Below are 16,921 nucleotides of genomic sequence, written 5' to 3'. Positions count from 1 at the left end.
GTCAGATGTTGTAATCGTCCTTCCAGACGTCTGGCATGTCGTAGCGAACATATTCGCGGATGATGTATTGCAGCGTCTCGACGTCGAGCTCGTCCTTGCCGATGCGAAAGTCGACGCCGTAGTCCTGGAACTGCTGGAAGTAGCTGTCGGACACATCCATCGATATGACGCCGATCGGGCCGGTATAGCTGGCGGCACGCAGTTTCGGCACGGTCTGGCGAAAATCCGCGTTCGGCAGCAGCCGGTTGTCGAGCAGAATCAGGTCGAACCTGTCGCTGCCGATCTTTGCCAGCGCATCGCGGACCGACTGCGCGTAGTCCAGCTCGACCATCGGCTCGGTGACCGCTGACAGTGTCTTCTTCAGGGAGCGGAACTCGATGAACTCGTCATCGATGAAAAGGATCTTGACGGTTTCGCCGCGCGCCTTGTCTTGCATCAATCCGGCGTTCTCGCTCACGAAACGAGCCCCATGCGCAATGCCATCGCGACCATATGCACGCGATTAACCGCACCGAGCTTCCTGACCGACGCCGCGATATGCGAATTGACGGTGTGCTCAGACAGGCCGAGGATGATGGCGATCTCCGCCGATGTCTTGCCTTCACTGGTCCAGCGAACCACTTCACTCTCCCGTTGGGTCAAACGCCCGGACATTTCGTTGACCAGTATTTCCTCGTAGAACTTGTCGAATATCCGCATCGTGTCGAGCAGGATATCGGCGACCTCGCCCTGGTCCGGCTGCTGGCGCTTGCCGCTGAAGGCGACGCAGTAGCGCCGGCCCTCGGGCGTGAAAAGCGGGATGAGCAGAAAACTGTTGGTGTCGAACTCGTTGAGAACCAGATCGGGCGGATAGCCCTCCAGATTGTTGGCCCTGCCGCTCACCGGGGTCGCCAGGAACTGCGCGGCCTTGGACTTGATGAAGCCGAGCGCACGGGCCATGGCGTAGACAAAGAAGCCGGTCTGGCGTTCGGCGACATTGGTGATGATGATATCGCGGGCGCCGAAGGGCTGCGACGCCTCGGAGATGCGGGCGAGCGCGAAGCTGTCGAAGGCGTAGTGATGCGCGGCCGCCTTCAGAAGCCGAAAGAAATCCGTGCGGTTGATCGCCCGCCCCAGTTCCGGGCCAGCGTGAAATGGAAGTGCCATCGCGCTACTCATTCCGCATTCCTGCCTCTTGCCTCCAGCCTGCCTTCGCGACCAGTCTCAGCAGCATCCCCTGAACTCTGGAGACACGCGCCAGACTGGTACAGTTAACAACCGAGTGTGGGCTTTCGAGGGAACCGGCATTTGAGGTCGATCACAAAATCGGCATGCGCCCCCGTTTTAGCCCGACACCTCGGTATTCGCCCTTTTCTACGCCATACGCTGCGCGTTTCGCGCGTCAGCGAGACGGCAGAATTCAGTCACAGGTTTTCCGAGGTTGTTCTGGCCAACCAAGTCAAACGGCCCTCCCCGGCATCGTCTCACACTGATCTATGCGTATAGTGTGAAATGTAGCCAAAGTCGTGTCAATCAGACTTGCAACCATTGCGTCATAAATACCTAATAAAGTCTGCTGTCTTCGATGGACGAAGGCCGGATATCCATGAGTACGTTGAGATCGACCGGTTTCTCGACGTATAGATCCGCGCCGCACGCCAATGCCCGCTCCCGATCCGCCGTGGCGTCCGACCCCGAACACACGGCGATTCGCATGGACGAGAACCGCCGGTCGGCGCGCAAACGGGTGATCAGGCCAATGCCGCTGTCGAGAGGCATGTAGAGATCGACGATCAGCAGCGCGGGCAGCGCCAGACCCTCCGCCACGGCAGCATGGAGCGCGTCGAAGGCGGCATCGCTGGTCGCAAAGCAGGAAAGGTCGATGTCGTCGCGCGCTCCGCGACAGACATATTGCGCGTAGAACAGGTCGTCGCGGCTGTCGTCCACATAATATACCGCCGGCATCGCCACCTCCTGCTCTCGCCCCGGTGTGCCGTTCGACGACAAGGCAAAGCATACGGGTCCAGCATATTGCCGCGCACCACGGTGCGGCAACTATCGCGGCGGATGTATATTGAATAATTTTCAATTCTGGAAATAGTAACCCCGCGGACGGGAGAGCAACGCGTGGTGAAACCGATCATCGGTCGAAGGACGAGTACGCCCTGGCGCCAGGAACGACACCGCTTGACCACGATCGTGCTCGGCCTGCTCATGCTCCTGCTCGGCGTGACGATCCTGTTCGCCTGGGTGCGGCAGATCGAGCCGGTTCTCTTCCTGATACCCGGCGCGCCGGCGATGGCGATCAACACGGCGATCTGCTTCTGTCTCGCCGGGATTGCGCTCGTCATCTCCGTTTACAACGGCGCCAGCGCGCGGCTCGCCGCTTTCCTCCTGTTTTCGCTCGGCGCGGCGATGAGCGGCATACGGCTGATCGAACTGACCTTCGTCGGGCACCAGCCGCAGATCATGGAGCGCTTCCTGGCCGGCATCTTCGTCGATCCGGCATTTTTTGGCCGCGTCGGCGGCGGCATGGCGCTGAATACGGCCGTGATCATGTTCTTCTCCAACCTCTCGCTGGCACTGACACCACCGGACCGGAAGGGCAAGGCGAGGCTGTTCCAGGAGTTGATCGGCTATGTGGTGATCGGCCTCGGCATCTCGGCGCTTGCCGGATACGCCATGCAGACCGAACATATCTATCGCTGGGGGTCGAATATCGGCATGGCGGTGCATACCGCCGCCGGCGTGACACTGCTCGGCTCGGCGATGCTGGTGCGGTCCTGGTGGCTGCAGCCGGACCATTATGGCGGCATGCCCGTCTGGCTCCCCGGCGCGATCTGCTTCGTGGGGCTGATGATCGATCTCTACACCCCGCTCGGCGTCGTCAACGGCATGATCTATGTGCCGCTGATCCTCACCTCGCTGTGGTTCAGCAGCCGTACCGCGCCGTTCAACCTGGCATTCGTCTGCTCCATCCTGATCCTGCTCGGCTTTCTCGCCGTCGATCGACATGGCGGGAGCTATGGTTATGAGGCGACGAACCGCGCCATCACCGTCGCCATGCTCTGGCTGGTGGCGACCTTCGTGTTCTTCTTCCAGCGCAAGAGCGATAGCCTCGATGCCGAGCGCATCCGTTTCGATGCCGTGACGCGCAACACGCCGAACGCGATCGTCGCCATGGACCCGCAGGGCAAGATCTCGCTGTTCAATCCGGCGGCGGAAGAGATGTTCGGCCAGACATCGAAGGAAGCGATCGGCCAGAGCGTGCACATGTTGCTGCCGGAGACCTATCACGCGGGGCTCGACGACTATTTCCGGCGGTCGCTGCTCTTGAGCGAGGAAGGCGGGACCGGGACAACCGGGACCATCTCCGGCATCAGGCGCAACGGAGAGACATTCCCGCTTGATGTCTCGCTGAGCGCCTTCAGGACCGGGACGACGGTCACCTTCGTCGCCATTCTCAGGGATATCAGCCTGCGGGTGCAGCAGGAAGAACAGCTGCGGACGATGTTTCGCCAGCTCCAGGCCTATACCGACGACCTGGAGCGCAGCAATTCCGATCTCGACGAGTTCGCCTACATCGCCTCGCATGACCTCAAGGAACCGTTGCGGGGGATGCACAATCATTCCCGCTTCCTGCTGGAGGATTACGAGACCGTGCTCGATGAGGACGGCGTGCGGCGCCTCAACCGCATCGTCCGGCTCAGCCAGCGCATGGAGAAGCTGGTCAACGACCTTCTCTACTTCTCGCGGATCGGCCGGCAGCAGCTGGCGGTCAAGCGCACCGATGTTCATGCCGTCGTCAAGGACGTGGTCGCGACCATGGAGCTCTATCTGGAAGAGCGGCGGGCGAAGGTTGTCATCGACGGCGCGCTTCCCGAGGTCGTCTGCGATTCGCTGCGGCTGACGGAGGTCTACCGCAACCTGATCACCAATGCGGTGAAGTACAACGACAAGGCCGAGCCGGTCGTGACCGTCGGTCACGTCGCCGCGTTCGCCGGCGAAGATGGTCGCCTGGCCAGTGACGTCTATTTCGTGCGCGACAACGGCAAGGGCATTCCGCGCGAGTTTCACGAGGATATCTTCCGCATCTTCAAGCGGCTGGAAAAGACGCAGGAATCGGACGACGGCACCGGCGCGGGACTGACCTTCGTGCGCAAGATCATCGGCCGTCACGAGGGCGACGTCTGGCTGGAGTCAGAGGTTGGCCAGGGCACAACCTTCTATTTTACATTGGGTCACAAGCGCGAGGGGCATCATGCAGCACCGTGAATCACAGCCGATCCTGATCGTAGAGGACAGCGAGGACGACTACGAAGCGACGATCCGCGCCTTCAAGCGCGCCAAGCTCAAGAACCCGGTGCAATGGGCGCCATCGGGCCAGCAGGCGCTGGATCTGCTGGCCACGATGGAGACGCGCCCGGGCCTCATTCTGCTCGACCTCAACATGCCGGGGCTCGATGGCCGCAAGACGCTGGAGGCGATCAAGTCCAACCCGGCCTGGCGGAAAATCCCGGTGGTGATCCTCACCACGTCTGACGACGAGCGCGATATCGAGGGCTGCTACGCGCTCGGCGCCAATACCTATGTGCAGAAGCCAGTCGATCTCGACGGTCTGTTCGCGGCGATCCAGCGGCTGAAGGAATACTGGTTCGAGATCGCCATACTGCCTCTGGAAGGGTAATGTCATGCCCGACGGCAGCGCGGTACTTGTTATCGACGACAACATGGACGACCGGGAGGTCTACCGGCGGATGCTGGCACGCGTACCGGGCGCGAGCTATGTGGTTTTCGAAGCGGAAAACGGTGACGAGGGCATAGCGCTCAACGCACGGAAGCGGCCGGATTGCGTGTTGCTCGACTACTCGCTGCCGGGCCGCGACGGCGTTGGCGTGCTCGAGGAAATATTGAAGCTCGATCCCTCCGCCAACGTGATCATGCTGACGGGCCAGGGAAGCGAGACGATCGCCGTCGAGGTGATGAAGGGTGGCGCGCGGGACTACCTCACCAAGGACACGCTTTCGCCGGAGACGCTGCACCGCTGCATCCAGAGCGCCATCATGCATGGCGATCTCGCCGCAAGGCTCGAACAAAAGCAGCAATCGCTCGAAATCTTCACCCGCGCCATGGCTCATGACCTGAAGGAACCGCTGAGGACGATCAAGTCGTTCAGCAGGCTGCTACAGGCCTCGCCATCGCTCGCGCATGACGATCACGACCTGCTCGGCTACGTGCTCAGCGCCGCCGACCACATGGAGGAGCTGATCGTCAAGGTATCTGGCTTCTCGAAGCTCAAGGCTTCCGGCGATCTGGAGGTGAAGCCGGTATCGCTGTCGGCGATCGTCGATCAGGTGGAGCGCAATCTGCGCGAACAGATCAGCAGCCGCGGCGCGGCGATCGAGCGTGGCCCGCTGCCCGAGGTGATGGGCGACGGGACGCTTCTGGTGCAGATGCTGCAGAACATCATCTCCAACGCCATCAAATATTGCGAGACCGAGGAGCCGCGCGTGCGGATTTCGGCGCAAGGCGAAGATGCGCTCTGCCGGATCGCCATCGCCGACAACGGGCCCGGCATCGCGCGCGATCATCGCGAGCTGATCTTCCAACCCTTCAAGCGGCTCGTTGGCCGCGGTATCGAAGGCACCGGGCTCGGGCTTGCGATCTGCCGGCGGATCGCCCAGCTGCATGCGGGCGCGATCTGGTGCGAGGACGCGGAGGGGGGCGGCACGACCTTCATCGTGGAGCTGCCGCTGGCACTGCCGGAGACCGACAAGGCGCCCGCCGGCGCGGCAAGCCCGCAGCAGGCCGGGCAACGAGCCGAGAGGATCGGCCGCGTGGCCGAGGTGTTGCTGGTCGAGGACAGTCCGGCCGACGTGCAGCTTCTGAAGATCAAGCTGATGAAGCGGGAAAAAGTGACGTTCAACCTGCATGTCGCCTCGAACGGCCGCGAGGCGATGCAGCTTCTCGAAGAGCGATCGGCCGGTGGTCACGATCCTTTGATCGACCTCATCCTGCTCGATATCAACATGCCGATCATGGACGGATTCGAGGTTCTGGAGGCGCTTTCGCGCGATGAAGGCTTGAGCGGGATACCGGCCTTCATCCTCAGCACATCAAGCGATGAGGATGATATGGAGCGTGCCAAGGCGCTTGGCGCGCAGGCCTACATGGTCAAGCCGCCAACGCGGCAGCAGCTGGAACTCGCGCTGCGGGATGTGCGGACTTTGGATTTGCAGCCTTGCGGAGATGCCCTAATTCTTTATGCAGAGCAAACAAGGCACCAAACACACGCAACGATATGACCGTTATCATCACCTTCATCTCCGCGCTCCTCCTGTCCCCAATGCAATCCGGGCTCTCGTCAATGACCTCAGGCATCCACCACATCACGCTTCTCACCAGAAAGGTGCAGGCGAACGTCGATTTCTATGCCGGTTTTCTCGGCATGCGACTGGTCAAGCAGACGGCCGGTTTCGAAGACGCGACGCAGCTGCACCTCTTCTACGGTGACGCCGTGGGGACGCCCGGGTCGCTCGTGACGTTTCTCGTGTGGGAGGATGGCGCGCCCGGCCGCGCCGGCTTCGGCCAGCTCAGCGAACTGGCGTTGGCGATCAACCCTTCGAGCATCGGTTACTGGCTGACGCGGGCGATGAGCTACGGCATCCGCGCCGAGGGACCGGCGGACGAATTCGGCGAGCCGGTGCTGCGCCTGAAGGACCCCGACAATATCATCGTCAAGCTCGCCGGCGCCCCGACGGTGACATCACCGGCGCCGTGGCACGGCGCGGATGTTCCCGCCGAGCATGCCGTGCAGCGCGTGCGCGGCACGACCATGCTGACCGAGGAGCCGGAGAAGAGCCGCGCCTTCGTGGAAAACCATTTCGGCTACCGCTTCCAGGAGAACCGGGGCAACATCGACCGGCTGGTCTCGCAATCCGGCGACATCGTCGATATCAGAAACGCCAAGGGCTTCTGGTCCGGCGCGCCGGGGACGGGCACATTCGACCATGTCGCCTTCCGCGCCAGCGATGACGCGGCGCTGTCGAAGACGCATGACGCGCTGAAGAAGGAGGGCTCCTCCGAGGTCAACGTGCACGACCGCAAGTATTTCCGTTCGCTCTATGTGCGCGAACCGGGCGGCACGCTGATTGAGCTGGCGACGGACAAGCCCGGCATGACGGTGAACGAGCCGCCGGCGACGCTTGGCCAAAAGCTGTTCCTCCCCAAGGACCCGATCACCGATCTGAAGGACCTGAAAGTGGTTCTGCCACAGTTCTCGATGCCCGGCGAACCCAGGGTCAACTATCGCGATCTGCCCTTCGTGCACCGCTTCTATACGCCGCCGAACCCCGATGGCACCGTTTTCGTGCTGCTGCACGGCTCTGGGGGCAACGAGACGACGCTGATGCCGCTCCTGAACAAAGTGGCGCCGCGCGCGACGCTGCTCGGCGTGCGCGGGCGGGCGACAGAGGAAGGCATTCCGCGCTGGTACAAGCGCATCACGCCGTTTTCTTTCGATCAGCAGGATATCAAGAACGAGGCCGAGGCTTTCGCCGCCTTTATCGAGGGGGCGGTCAAATCCTATGGGCTCGATCCGAAGAAGCTTGTCTATGTCGGCTATTCCAACGGCGCCAATCTGTTGAACTCGCTTCTCTACCTGCACCCCAACCTGGTTCACAAAGCGGTTCTGCTCCGTTCCATGCCGGTTCTGAGCGAATATCCGCGCGCTGACCTGAAGGGAACCGATCTGCTCGTTATCAGCGGCAAGACGGATGCCTATGGCAAATATGCAAGCGACCTCGAGACACGGCTGAAGGCTTCCGGCGCAACCGTCGATTCGACAGTCATCCCCACAGGGCACTTGCTTGGAGACGCCGATATTCCTGTTATCCAGAAGTGGCTGACCAATGACGAATAGTGCACCAGCGGGCGCAACCGTGTCGTTGCCTGCGCCGTGTGGGTCGGTCATTACCGGTTGATCCACCGCCTTCAGAGACACACCCGCTGGTCGCATTATTGAAATTTTACTCGGGGCCGTCGCATTCCCTCAAGTCCTGCGACGGGCCTTTTCTTGCGTTTATCTTTCAATTTCGCCGGTTTTCTTGATCGATATTGGTCCGCCGAGAACACTTCTCATTTGCTTCCACCCCATTTCGCCAATGCGAAGAAGCATGATACGACGGACAAAATCACGATCAAGAAACCAATGCACTCTTTCATATATTCATCTATTTCATAACACGGTATAAATAGAACAATCGCGATCAATGAAAGAAAGTAAACAGAATTACGACTTACCTAATATTAAACAAACACGAATTATTACAATTACCGTTCCCGTTTGTCGAAATAATATCCGGTTAATATCAACCTCCCGCGATTAATAATATACCGGCAAGAAATCACCACATTGTTTTGGTTTTTCGGCAAACTGTATTGGTTTGCTGCAACGCAAAATGTTTCTTGCCGAGGCTGTGGGAGCGCCCTACCCTTCCCTCGACATCGACTGCAGAAGGGAACCCGAATGCCTCCTCAGCCCGTGGACATCAGCCTGATTATCTCATCGAGAAATCGGGCTTATGGACTGACGAACTGCCTGGAAGCCGTTTCGAATGCCGCACGCCAGGCCGACCATCTCAGCCTGGAACTCGTCTTCGTCGACAATGGCTCCACCGACAACACCTCCGCGATCGTCAGCGAATGGGCAAGAGCCGCGCCGATCAGCACCAATCTCGTGCATGAAGCGAAGCCGGGCCTTTCTGTTGCGCGCAATAGCGGGCTGGCTGCGGCCAAGGGCAGGATCATCGCCTTCACGGATGATGACTGCGAAGTGTTTCCCGATTATTTCACCGTGATTGCCGCGCTGTTTGCCGCCGACACCGACATCGTCATGCGCGGCGGCCGCATCGAGCTTGGCGACGCACGCGATCTGCCCGTCACGATCAAGCCCGAGCTGGAGCCCGCCGTTCTGACAAGCGAGCTGCATGCCGGCGGATTCATCCATGGCGCCAACATGGCGTTTCCCCGCGCCCTGACCGACAAGGTCGGCCTGTTCGACACCCGCTTTGGCGCCGGCTCTCCCTTTCGCTCGGGCGAGGATACCGATTACGTGCACCGCGCCTTCAATGCCGGCATCCGCGTCGAATATCTTCCGGATTTCGCGGTGAAGCATTTCCATGGGCGCCGCGAGCTCGGCGACGTGAAGAAGCTGCAGAGCGGCTATGCCTTCGGCAACGGGGCGCTTTACGCCAAATATCTGTTCGACCGCCGCTCGAACATGCGCGGCATGCTGCGCTGGGACATCCGCCAGGCGGTGCTGGAGGCGATCGGCCGCCGCAAGCTCAGCGACGAACTGGGGCTGACCTATCGCAGCCAGCTCAGAGACAATTTCACCGGGATGGTCGCCTACTGGCGCGGCCAGAAGACGGGCCGGGCCGCTTGAGCCGCCCCAGACCCCGGAAGCATTGCGCCTGCGCATCTAATCGATTGGACACTGAATGACAGATACGGCAATTGGCCACGCCGAGCTGAAGAAAAAGACCGCGCTTTCCGTCCTCTGGTCGGTCATTCGCGTCGCGTGGAGCACGGTTGCGACATTCGTGATCTTCGTCATTCTGGCCCGTATTCTCGGCCCCGGCGATTTCGGCACCTTCGCACTCGCGAGCCTGTTCGTCGAGATCGGCAGGGTGCTTGCCTATGCCGGGCTCGGCGACGCGGTAACGCGCCAGCTCGACCTCGACGAGGAGCTGGCGGATACCGCCTTCTGGGCAACCATTGCCTTCAGCGCCATCGTCGCGGCCGTCGTCTTCGTCTTCGCGCCGTACTATGGCGATCTGGTCCGCGACCCGAAAGTCTCCGAAATCCTCCGCTGGCTGGCGCCGCTGCTGCCGGTCTCGTCGCTTGCGGTGATCCACAATGCGCGGCTGGCCCGCGAATTCGGCCACAAGAACCTCGCGGCGCAGGCGATCGCCGCCAGCATGCTTTCCGGCATCACCGCCGTCGCCTGCGCCTTCATGGGCTGGGGCGTGTGGGCGCTGGTCGCCCAGACCGCCGTCAACGCCGTCGTCACCGTGCTGCTCGGCTGGGTCGCCTATCCCTGGATGCCGAAGTTCCGTTTCAACGTGCCTTTGTTCCGCTCGGTCTTCCTGTTCAGCATCAGCCTTGTCGTGACGCAGCTGATGTGGATGCTGCTTGCCCGCGTGCAGGATATCTTCATCTCGCGCTGGTACGGCCCGGTCGAGGTCGGCCGCTATCGTATTGCCTGGCGCCTGATCGAGCTGATCGGACAGGCCGTGCTGGCGCCGATCGGCAGTGTCGCGCTGGTGACGCTGTCGCGGCTGCAGAACGACCACATCGCCTTCCGCAACGCCTATAACAAGATCGTCGGCGCCGCCGCACTCGGCACCATCCCGCTGCTGCTCGGCTTCGGCGCGCTGTCCAACGACATGATCGCCATGCTGTTCGGCGACAAGTGGGGCAATGCCGGCGACATCGCCACGGTTCTCGTGCTGATGGCAGTGCCCTTCGTGATGAACTTCTTCGCCTCGTCGGCGCTGTCGGCGGTCAACCGGGCGGAATCGATCCTCTCGGTGGCGGCCCTTCAGCTTGCCGCGACGCTGGTGCTGACCTGGCTGCTGGTGCCCTACGGCGTGGTTGCGGTTGCGGCGGGCTATACGCTGCGCGCCTGGCTGACGCTACCCTATCAGCAGTACGTGCTGGCGCGCTTCGCCAATATCGATGCAATGAGCACGCTGAAGGCCGTGGCGCTGCCGCTGTGCGGCTCGCTGCTGATGGCCGTCTGCGTCTGGTTCGCCCACCCCGTCATCGTCGCGCATGTCGAGAATCGCTGGCTGTCGCTCGGCCTCAGCATCGGGCTTGGCGCGGTGATCTACCTCGCCTTCCTGCCGATCTTCGGCCGTTCCGTCATCCGCCCGTACATCGCGCTTGCAATGTCACTCAATCCGTTTCGCAAACACGCGCGGGCCTGAGGCCCGCGCTTACTTCGGACCTCTTGTCCCTAAAACAAGGAGCCTTCAATGGAATCCAACCTGACGATCATCAACCGCCTGCAGGGCGTGATCGAGAAGAACCTGTCTGATGTCTTCGATCCCTCGGAGCGCTACGCACTGCTGGACTTCCCGAACCACTATAATATCGGCGACAGCGCCATCTGGCTCGGCGAGCTTGCCTATTTCGACAAGAAGCGCTCGCGCCCGTCATATGTGACCGAAATCCCGACCTTCGACGAGGACCGCATGCTTGGCGCCATCGGCGACGGCCGGATCTTCCTGCATGGCGGCGGCAATTTCGGCGACATCTGGGCGGGCTACCGGCAGTTTCGCGAAAACATGCTGGAGCGGCACAACGGACGGCCGATCGTGCAGCTGCCGCAGACCATCCACTTCAAGGATCAGGCCAACGTCGACAGCACCGCGCGGGCGATCGAAAAGCACGGCCAGTTCACGCTCCTGGTGCGCGACAAGAAGAGCCTTGCCTTCGCGCAACGCTGGTTCCAGTGCGAGACGCGGCTTTGCCCCGACATGGCCTTCTGCATCGGGCCGGTCGCAAAGCCGGTGCCGCAGCACGAGCTGCTCTTGAACCTGCGCGAAGACCAGGAGGTCGGCACGCCGCAGGACCTGACGGCGGCGACGCAGCGTCCGGGGACGGTGAAATCGGATTGGCCGGACGAGCCCGCCGATTTCCAGAAGCAGACCAAGCACGCAGCCATCCTGAAGGGGCTGCTGTCAGGCAAGATCGGTGGACGCGCCCGCATGACGGAACTTGCCTACCGCGAGCGCGCGCAGCAGCGCTTCGACCGCGGCGTGGCGCTTCTGGGTTCGGCGCGACAGGTCATCACCGACCGCATGCACGGCCATATCATGTGCGTGCTGATCGGCGCCGACCATTGCGTGCTCGACAACAGCTACGGAAAGACCAGCAGCTTCATCGAGGCCTGGAACACCTGCAATACGGAAAAGGCGGAGCTGGCGGCCACCGTCGACGAGGCGCTGGCCATTCTCGACGCACGCCGCATGCAGAAGCAGGCAGCCGTCGCCTGACCCTCAATCAACCTCGCCGGGCGATCATGATCCCGGCGAGGACCACGAGGCCACCGACGGCCTGCATCGAGCCGATCGGCTCGCTGAGCAGTATCCATGCGAGGATCGCGGCCACGACCGGCTGCAGGAGCAGGGTCAGCGAGGAGAAGGCCGCAGGCAGGTAGGCCAGCGCATAGGTGATCGCCACCTGGCCGGTGGCGTGGCTGATGAAGGCGAGGCCGAAGACCATTGCCCAGCCATAAATGGTCGTGGGGAAGAGCTGGCCTTCCAGAAAGAAGCCGAACGGAAGCAGGCAGACAGCCGCGGACGCCGTGCTCCACAGCATGATACGCACCGTATCGAAGCGCGCGCGCAGCTTGCCGATGGCGAGGATGTAGAGCGCGTAGCAGATCGCGGCGATAATGGCACCGCCGTCGCCCAGCGGATCGCCCTCGCCCAGCGCCGCCGGACCACCCTTGAGAATAACGACGCCGGCGATCGCCAGCAGCAGCCCCACCACGAAAACGCGCGTGACGGCCACGCCCATGAACAGCACGCCGATAATGGTGACGAAAACAGGCGCGAGGTTGGCAAGCAGCGTCGCGTTGGCAACGGATGTGATCGTTATCGACAGATGCCAGGTGATCAGGTCGGCGGCCAGAATGACGCCGGGCAGGACGAGCAGGCCGCGATCCGACCATGTCTCGGGCTTTGGACCCGTAGGCCCACCCTTGATCAGCGAGAAGATGTAGATCGGGAAGAACGCCAGCGCCACGCGCCAGAAGCCGGTGGCCATGGGCCCCACTTCGGACAGCCGAACGAAGATCGGCGAGCCGCCGATCGCGGCACCGCCGAGGATCAGAGCAGCGAGCGCGAACCGGCTCGAGGGAGCGGACCGAGGGAGAGCGGAGGAGACTTGCGACATGGCGTACCGTGTTTACGGCGTCGTGTGCGATCGAGCGGCGCCATCATGTATCGCAAGTAGCAGAAGCGTCGAGCCGAGAATAGCCCGGGAACGACAGGCGCGGTCGATATCGGCATTGGCGTGCCCAGACCGCGCAAATGCCGGTTTCGGTGTCGGATCAGCCGGAAATAACGGTCGAGAATTCCGGATTGCCGCGGATCGTGTTGCTCACCGTGCAGATCTCGTCCTCGGCGGCGTGGGCGATCTTCTGGCGGGTCTCCTCGTCGATGTCGCCCTTGATGGAGAAGACGATGTTGAAGGTCTTCACCCGCGACAGACCCTCGGTCGCCTTCTCGCCGGTTACGTCGGCCTTGAGCTCGGTGATGCGATCGAGAACGCCGAGCTGGCTCGCCGCCATGCGGGCACTCAAGACCAGGCACGCCGACAGCGACGAATAAAGGAGATCCAGCGGGTTGAAGCCCGGCTGCGATGGGCTGGTGACGATATCGATCTCGCCGCCCGTGGCGGAGGTGACATGCGGGAAGCCGGTGCGGCCGAGAACGGCGCTGGCGCCAACGGGACGAGTGCGAACCTTTAGGTCGGCCATGAGTTATTCCTCTGAGATGATTCCTATCAGTAGATAGGAGCTTCGATTGGCTGGTGCAATGCGCTCTTGTCGCCGCTGCAATCGCAATCCGCAAGGGGCGGCACGCTGCAACCAAGGAAGGAAATCAGCATGCATGACCGATTCGGGACACCCTGCGACGATGATCGTCAAGCTGAGTTTGCCATCCCCATTTCTAGGGATAGCCCCGCATCAGCCTCGCAATGCAATATGATGTCGCACTAAAACAGAAATGACTATCGGAGTGATCCATGCGAGAACTTGAGACAGTTGCTGTTGCACCAAACGTCGTCTTCGAAACCGCGCCGTTCGGTTACGTCCGCAAGGTCTATGTCGATGACGAGGCCTGCTGGGGCCTGTTCGATCAGGACGGCGATGTGATCTTCGTCGGCGATGCGCCGATCGACTGCCATTCCTACGCCGCCAAGGAGCATATTCGCGTTCAGGTCGTCCATTGAGCGACCTCCACGGCGCCCGCCCCCAAGAACGCGCGCCGAAAAGGTTAAACGGAAGACTTCAGCGATAGGACGGCGTCGATGGTGTCATGGCCACCTGTTCGCTGGAGAAAATCACGAAGGCGAACAGCAGGACGCCGACGAACGTAACGATCGAGGCAACCGCGACGACGGGCTCCATAGCGGTGTTGCCGAGCAACATCAGGTAGAGGCTCGGAACCATCAACGTTACGCCTGCTGTATAGATGCCGTACTGGATCGTCGCGATGCGGCGTTCGGCCTTGCGCGGGTTGAGCGCGTAATACACGCCGAAGAGCGCCATCGTGACCCATCCCAGAAGATTGCAGTGCGCATGAGCGCCGATCACGCTGTAGTCCTGCGAGATCGCCATTTTCAGCCCCATTCCAATACCGACGATCAGGAACAGAATGGCCGTCTTGAAATATAGATGCGAGATGCGTGGCATGTTGATCTCCCCTCTTTTTGGCGAGAGCAGTATTACCACCTGATGGAGGCGTTGAGAACGACGCCCTTATCATTAGGTTACAGTGTGCGCGACGAGACAACTTCAACCATCTCCATGGGAAAACGGACGCGACGCGAATTTCCGCCCAGATTGCCCGCTATCGTTATGAATACTTCGTTAAAGCCTGTGGTCTAGCATGGCTCGTGCGAATGATTTGCGGAGAGCTGTGATGCGGGAGATCTACAGGCCATTTGTCACCAGTGACGATCCCGATCGGGAGGTGCGCTGCCAGGACGCGATGCAGTTCGCGTTCGAGGACCTGGCCCAGGCCTGTGTCGCGTCCGGATGGAGCGAACGCGAAAGCATGGAAGCGATCATCAGCCTCGCGGAAGAGCGCCTGCGGGTGATCGGCGCCAACGACGACGCCAAGCAGCTTCTCGATGTTCTGAAAAAGATGATCCAGGCGCCGGCGGCCTGAGCGCTTTCGCCGAACGCCTGCGTTCAGGCGGATTTCGCCAGCGGCACGTCGACGCTGTCGGCCAGGATCTGAGCCTGAACGACCGACAGGTTATGCGACGCCATCAAGAGCAGGCAGAGCGACACGGCACGCGGCACATCCTGCTCTCCCGTCGCCCAGTGGCGGCTGGTGATCTGATCGACACCAAAGAGATTTTCCACTCCAGCAGTGGTCAATCCCAGGACCGCCAGAGCGGCTCTGTATTCCAACGCTTTCATGTTTGCTGTTCCCGGCGCGCTTTGCGCGCACTTATCTTTCGGAGTGGCCCACTTTAGTTTCGGTTTGTTTTAAAGGGCCTCCACAAGCGACATTTGCCAGCCTGAATGCGACGGTCACGACAGTGTCACGGCATCAATGAACCGAAGGCTCGTCCGCATCGTCAAGGAATGTACGGATGCCGTCGCGCTCGACGGTGGCCAGAAATTCATCGAATGCGTCGCGGTCGGTCTCGAATCCCTCTTCCCATTCGATCAGGTCGTCGTCCTGTGTGACGACTTCCATTTTCCAGTCGCCATTGGTCCCCGCCGGGCGGAAGATATCGACCAGAACGGTCACGCCATCGTCGGTGAACTCGCCGGCGAGTTCGGAATGTTCGAGCTTCGGTTCTTTCGTCTTGGCCATGCGACTCTCTGCTGTCCTGCGGGATAAGACCGCTGTATCAGCCCGATCCTTTGCCGCCAAATCAAAAGATGGATCGCACGTGAGAGGCGGACTACCGGCGATGCTGACAGACCAGTGCCACGTTCTCAAATTCATACGTGGTGTTTTTTGGTGGTTTTACATGCGGTCAACGTAGTTGCGATCACCATATTCGGCAGGAATTGGCTAAAATCCATCTGTCTCGATGGGCAGTTTATTAACCAGCATAGCTATACTTCAACATCCATAACGTGCGCAGATCGCAAGAAATCCTTCAATATAAATCTGAAGTTTCAATTTTCGAGTTACTCATGACTTCGATCGTCACCAATACATCCGCCAGTATCGCGCTGCAGACGCTTCGTTCGGTCAACTCAAGCCTGAGCGAGACCCAGAGGCAGGTGTCGAGCGGACTGCGCGTCGGCAAGGCCGCCGACAATGCCGCTTATTGGTCGGTCGCCACGACAATGCGCTCGGATAACAAGGCGGTTTCGGCGGTGCAGGACGCGCTGGGACTGAGCGGCGCCATTCTCGACACGACCTACGAGGCGATTGCCTCCTCGATCGACGTCATGTCGGAGATGAAGGCGAAGCTGGTCACGGCTTATGAAGACGGCGTCGACAAGACGAAAGTCAACGAGGAACTGACGCAGTTGAAGGGTCAGCTGACGGCGACGCTGGCGGCGGCGTCGTTCAACGGCCAGAACTGGCTTTCCTGGAACAGCAGCGTCGATTCCGCCGACAAACAGATCGTCACCTCCTTCATCCGAAACAATGACGGCACGGTCGAGCTCGGCACGGTGAGCTACGCGATCAACACGCCGCCGCCCCGCACCGACACCGACGTGCAGTATTTCGTCGACAACGGCGGCTCCGGCGAATACGGCATCCTGTCGAGCGAGGCCTTCGCCGTGCAGGCAGGCTCGGCCAAGAACTACGTGGTCCTCAAGGGCGCCACGGCGCCCGCGACGGCGACCGACCTGGCGATCAACAATTCGACGACATCGGCGGAACTCGACGACATGCTATCGACGCTCGAAGGCATGACAAAGCAGATGACGAAGGTGGCGTCCGACATCGGCTCCTTGAGCCGCACCGTTGACCGGCAGAACGACTTCGCCTCGAAGCTCAGCGATTCGATCGACAGCGGCATCGGCCGCCTCGTGGACGCCGACATGGAGGAGCAATCCTCCAGGCTCTCGGCGCTACAGACACAGCAGCAGCTGGCCGTTCAATCGCTTTCGATCGCGAACTCCGCGCCGCGCAACATTCTCAGCCTGTTCCAGGGCTAAAAA

General features: G+C 61.1%; 18 protein-coding genes. 10 read left to right on the top strand and 8 right to left on the bottom strand.

What is annotated here, in order from left to right; translation table 11 throughout:
• Position 1: 1 nt before the first annotated feature.
• The 3 genes from GGQ67_RS18285 to GGQ67_RS18275 all read right to left on the bottom strand — a co-directional run bounded on the left by GGQ67_RS18285 (position 2) and on the right by GGQ67_RS18275 (position 1,944).
• Positions 2–436, bottom strand: a complete 435-nt coding sequence (locus GGQ67_RS18285; protein ID WP_425503799.1) for a response regulator — start codon at positions 434–436, stop codon at positions 2–4.
• Positions 437–453: 17 nt separating this feature from the next.
• Complete coding sequence (locus GGQ67_RS18280) at positions 454–1,158, bottom strand: response regulator transcription factor (RefSeq protein ID WP_183901553.1); 705 nt, start codon at positions 1,156–1,158, stop codon at positions 454–456.
• A 384-nt stretch (positions 1,159–1,542) separates the two neighbouring features.
• Entirely contained in the window at positions 1,543–1,944 is a 402-nt protein-coding gene (locus GGQ67_RS18275; protein ID WP_183901552.1) for a response regulator, read from the bottom strand.
• A 222-nt stretch (positions 1,945–2,166) separates the two neighbouring features.
• On the opposite strand from GGQ67_RS18275, the gene GGQ67_RS18270 reads away from it, so the two are divergent.
• The 7 genes from GGQ67_RS18270 (at position 2,167) to GGQ67_RS18240 (ending at position 12,041) form a co-directional block, all read left to right on the top strand.
• On the top strand, positions 2,167–4,254 hold the full coding sequence (locus GGQ67_RS18270; protein WP_183901551.1) for a sensor histidine kinase: 2,088 nt from the start codon (positions 2,167–2,169) through the stop codon (positions 4,252–4,254).
• Positions 4,241–4,666, top strand: a complete 426-nt coding sequence (locus GGQ67_RS18265) for a response regulator (protein WP_018898394.1) — start codon at positions 4,241–4,243, stop codon at positions 4,664–4,666. The genes GGQ67_RS18270 and GGQ67_RS18265 overlap by 14 nt, the downstream gene beginning before the upstream one ends.
• 4 nt (positions 4,667–4,670) lie before the next feature.
• Positions 4,671–6,284: a response regulator gene (locus tag GGQ67_RS18260; protein ID WP_183901550.1), complete on the top strand. Its 1,614-nt coding sequence runs from the start codon at positions 4,671–4,673 to the stop codon at positions 6,282–6,284.
• A 62-nt stretch (positions 6,285–6,346) separates the two neighbouring features.
• Positions 6,347–7,900 (top strand): VOC family protein, encoded by a 1,554-nt coding sequence (locus tag GGQ67_RS18255; protein WP_210279696.1) that lies wholly within the window; start codon positions 6,347–6,349, stop codon positions 7,898–7,900.
• Positions 7,901–8,506: 606 nt separating this feature from the next.
• Entirely contained in the window at positions 8,507–9,424 is a 918-nt protein-coding gene (locus tag GGQ67_RS18250; RefSeq protein WP_183901549.1) for a glycosyltransferase family 2 protein, read from the top strand.
• A 55-nt stretch (positions 9,425–9,479) separates the two neighbouring features.
• Positions 9,480–10,970 carry a lipopolysaccharide biosynthesis protein gene (locus GGQ67_RS18245; protein ID WP_183901548.1) on the top strand — a complete coding sequence of 497 codons (1,491 nt, stop codon included), beginning with the start codon at positions 9,480–9,482 and terminating at the stop codon, positions 10,968–10,970.
• Positions 10,971–11,018: 48 nt separating this feature from the next.
• On the top strand, positions 11,019–12,041 hold the full coding sequence (locus tag GGQ67_RS18240; protein ID WP_183901547.1) for a polysaccharide pyruvyl transferase family protein: 1,023 nt from the start codon (positions 11,019–11,021) through the stop codon (positions 12,039–12,041).
• A 7-nt stretch (positions 12,042–12,048) separates the two neighbouring features.
• Here the strand turns inward: GGQ67_RS18240 and GGQ67_RS18235 are convergent, their stop codons facing one another.
• Both GGQ67_RS18235 and GGQ67_RS18230 read right to left on the bottom strand, forming a co-directional pair.
• Positions 12,049–12,945, bottom strand: coding sequence for a DMT family transporter (locus GGQ67_RS18235; protein WP_183901546.1), 897 nt, complete (start codon positions 12,943–12,945; stop codon positions 12,049–12,051).
• A gap of 157 nt (positions 12,946–13,102) precedes the next feature.
• The gene (locus GGQ67_RS18230) at positions 13,103–13,531 is read right to left on the bottom strand and encodes an OsmC family protein (protein WP_018898387.1); all 429 of its coding nucleotides are present in this window, start codon (positions 13,529–13,531) and stop codon (positions 13,103–13,105) included.
• A gap of 269 nt (positions 13,532–13,800) precedes the next feature.
• On the opposite strand from GGQ67_RS18230, the gene GGQ67_RS18225 reads away from it, so the two are divergent.
• Positions 13,801–14,007: a hypothetical protein gene (locus tag GGQ67_RS18225; protein WP_183901545.1), complete on the top strand. Its 207-nt coding sequence runs from the start codon at positions 13,801–13,803 to the stop codon at positions 14,005–14,007.
• Positions 14,008–14,065: 58 nt separating this feature from the next.
• Here the strand turns inward: GGQ67_RS18225 and GGQ67_RS18220 are convergent, their stop codons facing one another.
• A complete protein-coding gene (locus tag GGQ67_RS18220; RefSeq protein ID WP_183901544.1) occupies positions 14,066–14,470 on the bottom strand; it encodes a hypothetical protein in 405 nt (134 codons plus the stop codon).
• Between the two features lie 229 nt (positions 14,471–14,699).
• On the opposite strand from GGQ67_RS18220, the gene GGQ67_RS18215 reads away from it, so the two are divergent.
• Positions 14,700–14,948 (top strand): hypothetical protein, encoded by a 249-nt coding sequence (locus GGQ67_RS18215; RefSeq protein ID WP_183901543.1) that lies wholly within the window; start codon positions 14,700–14,702, stop codon positions 14,946–14,948.
• 23 nt (positions 14,949–14,971) lie between these two features.
• Here GGQ67_RS18215 and GGQ67_RS18210 read toward each other — a convergent pair whose 3' ends face one another.
• A complete protein-coding gene (locus tag GGQ67_RS18210; RefSeq protein WP_183901542.1) occupies positions 14,972–15,205 on the bottom strand; it encodes a hypothetical protein in 234 nt (77 codons plus the stop codon).
• 133 nt (positions 15,206–15,338) lie between these two features.
• Entirely contained in the window at positions 15,339–15,608 is a 270-nt protein-coding gene (locus GGQ67_RS18205; RefSeq protein ID WP_047507331.1) for a hypothetical protein, read from the bottom strand.
• Positions 15,609–15,937: 329 nt separating this feature from the next.
• Between GGQ67_RS18205 and GGQ67_RS18200 the strand changes: the two genes are divergently transcribed.
• Complete coding sequence (locus tag GGQ67_RS18200) at positions 15,938–16,918, top strand: flagellin N-terminal helical domain-containing protein (RefSeq protein ID WP_183901541.1); 981 nt, start codon at positions 15,938–15,940, stop codon at positions 16,916–16,918.
• Positions 16,919–16,921: the final 3 nt, after the last annotated feature.

The sequence above is a fragment of the Rhizobium metallidurans genome, from assembly GCF_014196505.1.
GTDB classification, from domain to species: Bacteria; Pseudomonadota; Alphaproteobacteria; order Rhizobiales; family Rhizobiaceae; genus Rhizobium; species Rhizobium metallidurans.
This window is presented reverse-complemented; position numbering and strand designations above follow the sequence as displayed.

Coding starts and splice junctions, on each gene's coding strand:
- GGQ67_RS18210 (WP_183901542.1), bottom strand. CDS start 15,205: ATGAAAGCGTTGGAATACAGAGCCGCTCTGGCGGTCCTGGGATTGACC.
- GGQ67_RS18235 (WP_183901546.1), bottom strand. CDS start 12,945: ATGTCGCAAGTCTCCTCCGCTCTCCCTCGGTCCGCTCCCTCGAGCCGG.
- GGQ67_RS18240 (WP_183901547.1), top strand. CDS start 11,019: ATGGAATCCAACCTGACGATCATCAACCGCCTGCAGGGCGTGATCGAG.
- GGQ67_RS18260 (WP_183901550.1), top strand. CDS start 4,671: ATGCCCGACGGCAGCGCGGTACTTGTTATCGACGACAACATGGACGAC.
- GGQ67_RS18220 (WP_183901544.1), bottom strand. CDS start 14,470: ATGCCACGCATCTCGCATCTATATTTCAAGACGGCCATTCTGTTCCTG.
- GGQ67_RS18280 (WP_183901553.1), bottom strand. CDS start 1,158: ATGAGTAGCGCGATGGCACTTCCATTTCACGCTGGCCCGGAACTGGGG.
- GGQ67_RS18225 (WP_183901545.1), top strand. CDS start 13,801: ATGCGAGAACTTGAGACAGTTGCTGTTGCACCAAACGTCGTCTTCGAA.
- GGQ67_RS18205 (WP_047507331.1), bottom strand. CDS start 15,608: ATGGCCAAGACGAAAGAACCGAAGCTCGAACATTCCGAACTCGCCGGC.
- GGQ67_RS18200 (WP_183901541.1), top strand. CDS start 15,938: ATGACTTCGATCGTCACCAATACATCCGCCAGTATCGCGCTGCAGACG.
- GGQ67_RS18230 (WP_018898387.1), bottom strand. CDS start 13,531: ATGGCCGACCTAAAGGTTCGCACTCGTCCCGTTGGCGCCAGCGCCGTT.
- GGQ67_RS18255 (WP_210279696.1), top strand. CDS start 6,347: ATGACCTCAGGCATCCACCACATCACGCTTCTCACCAGAAAGGTGCAG.
- GGQ67_RS18275 (WP_183901552.1), bottom strand. CDS start 1,944: ATGCCGGCGGTATATTATGTGGACGACAGCCGCGACGACCTGTTCTAC.
- GGQ67_RS18245 (WP_183901548.1), top strand. CDS start 9,480: ATGACAGATACGGCAATTGGCCACGCCGAGCTGAAGAAAAAGACCGCG.
- GGQ67_RS18250 (WP_183901549.1), top strand. CDS start 8,507: ATGCCTCCTCAGCCCGTGGACATCAGCCTGATTATCTCATCGAGAAAT.
- GGQ67_RS18285 (WP_425503799.1), bottom strand. CDS start 436: ATGCAAGACAAGGCGCGCGGCGAAACCGTCAAGATCCTTTTCATCGAT.
- GGQ67_RS18215 (WP_183901543.1), top strand. CDS start 14,700: ATGCGGGAGATCTACAGGCCATTTGTCACCAGTGACGATCCCGATCGG.
- GGQ67_RS18265 (WP_018898394.1), top strand. CDS start 4,241: ATGCAGCACCGTGAATCACAGCCGATCCTGATCGTAGAGGACAGCGAG.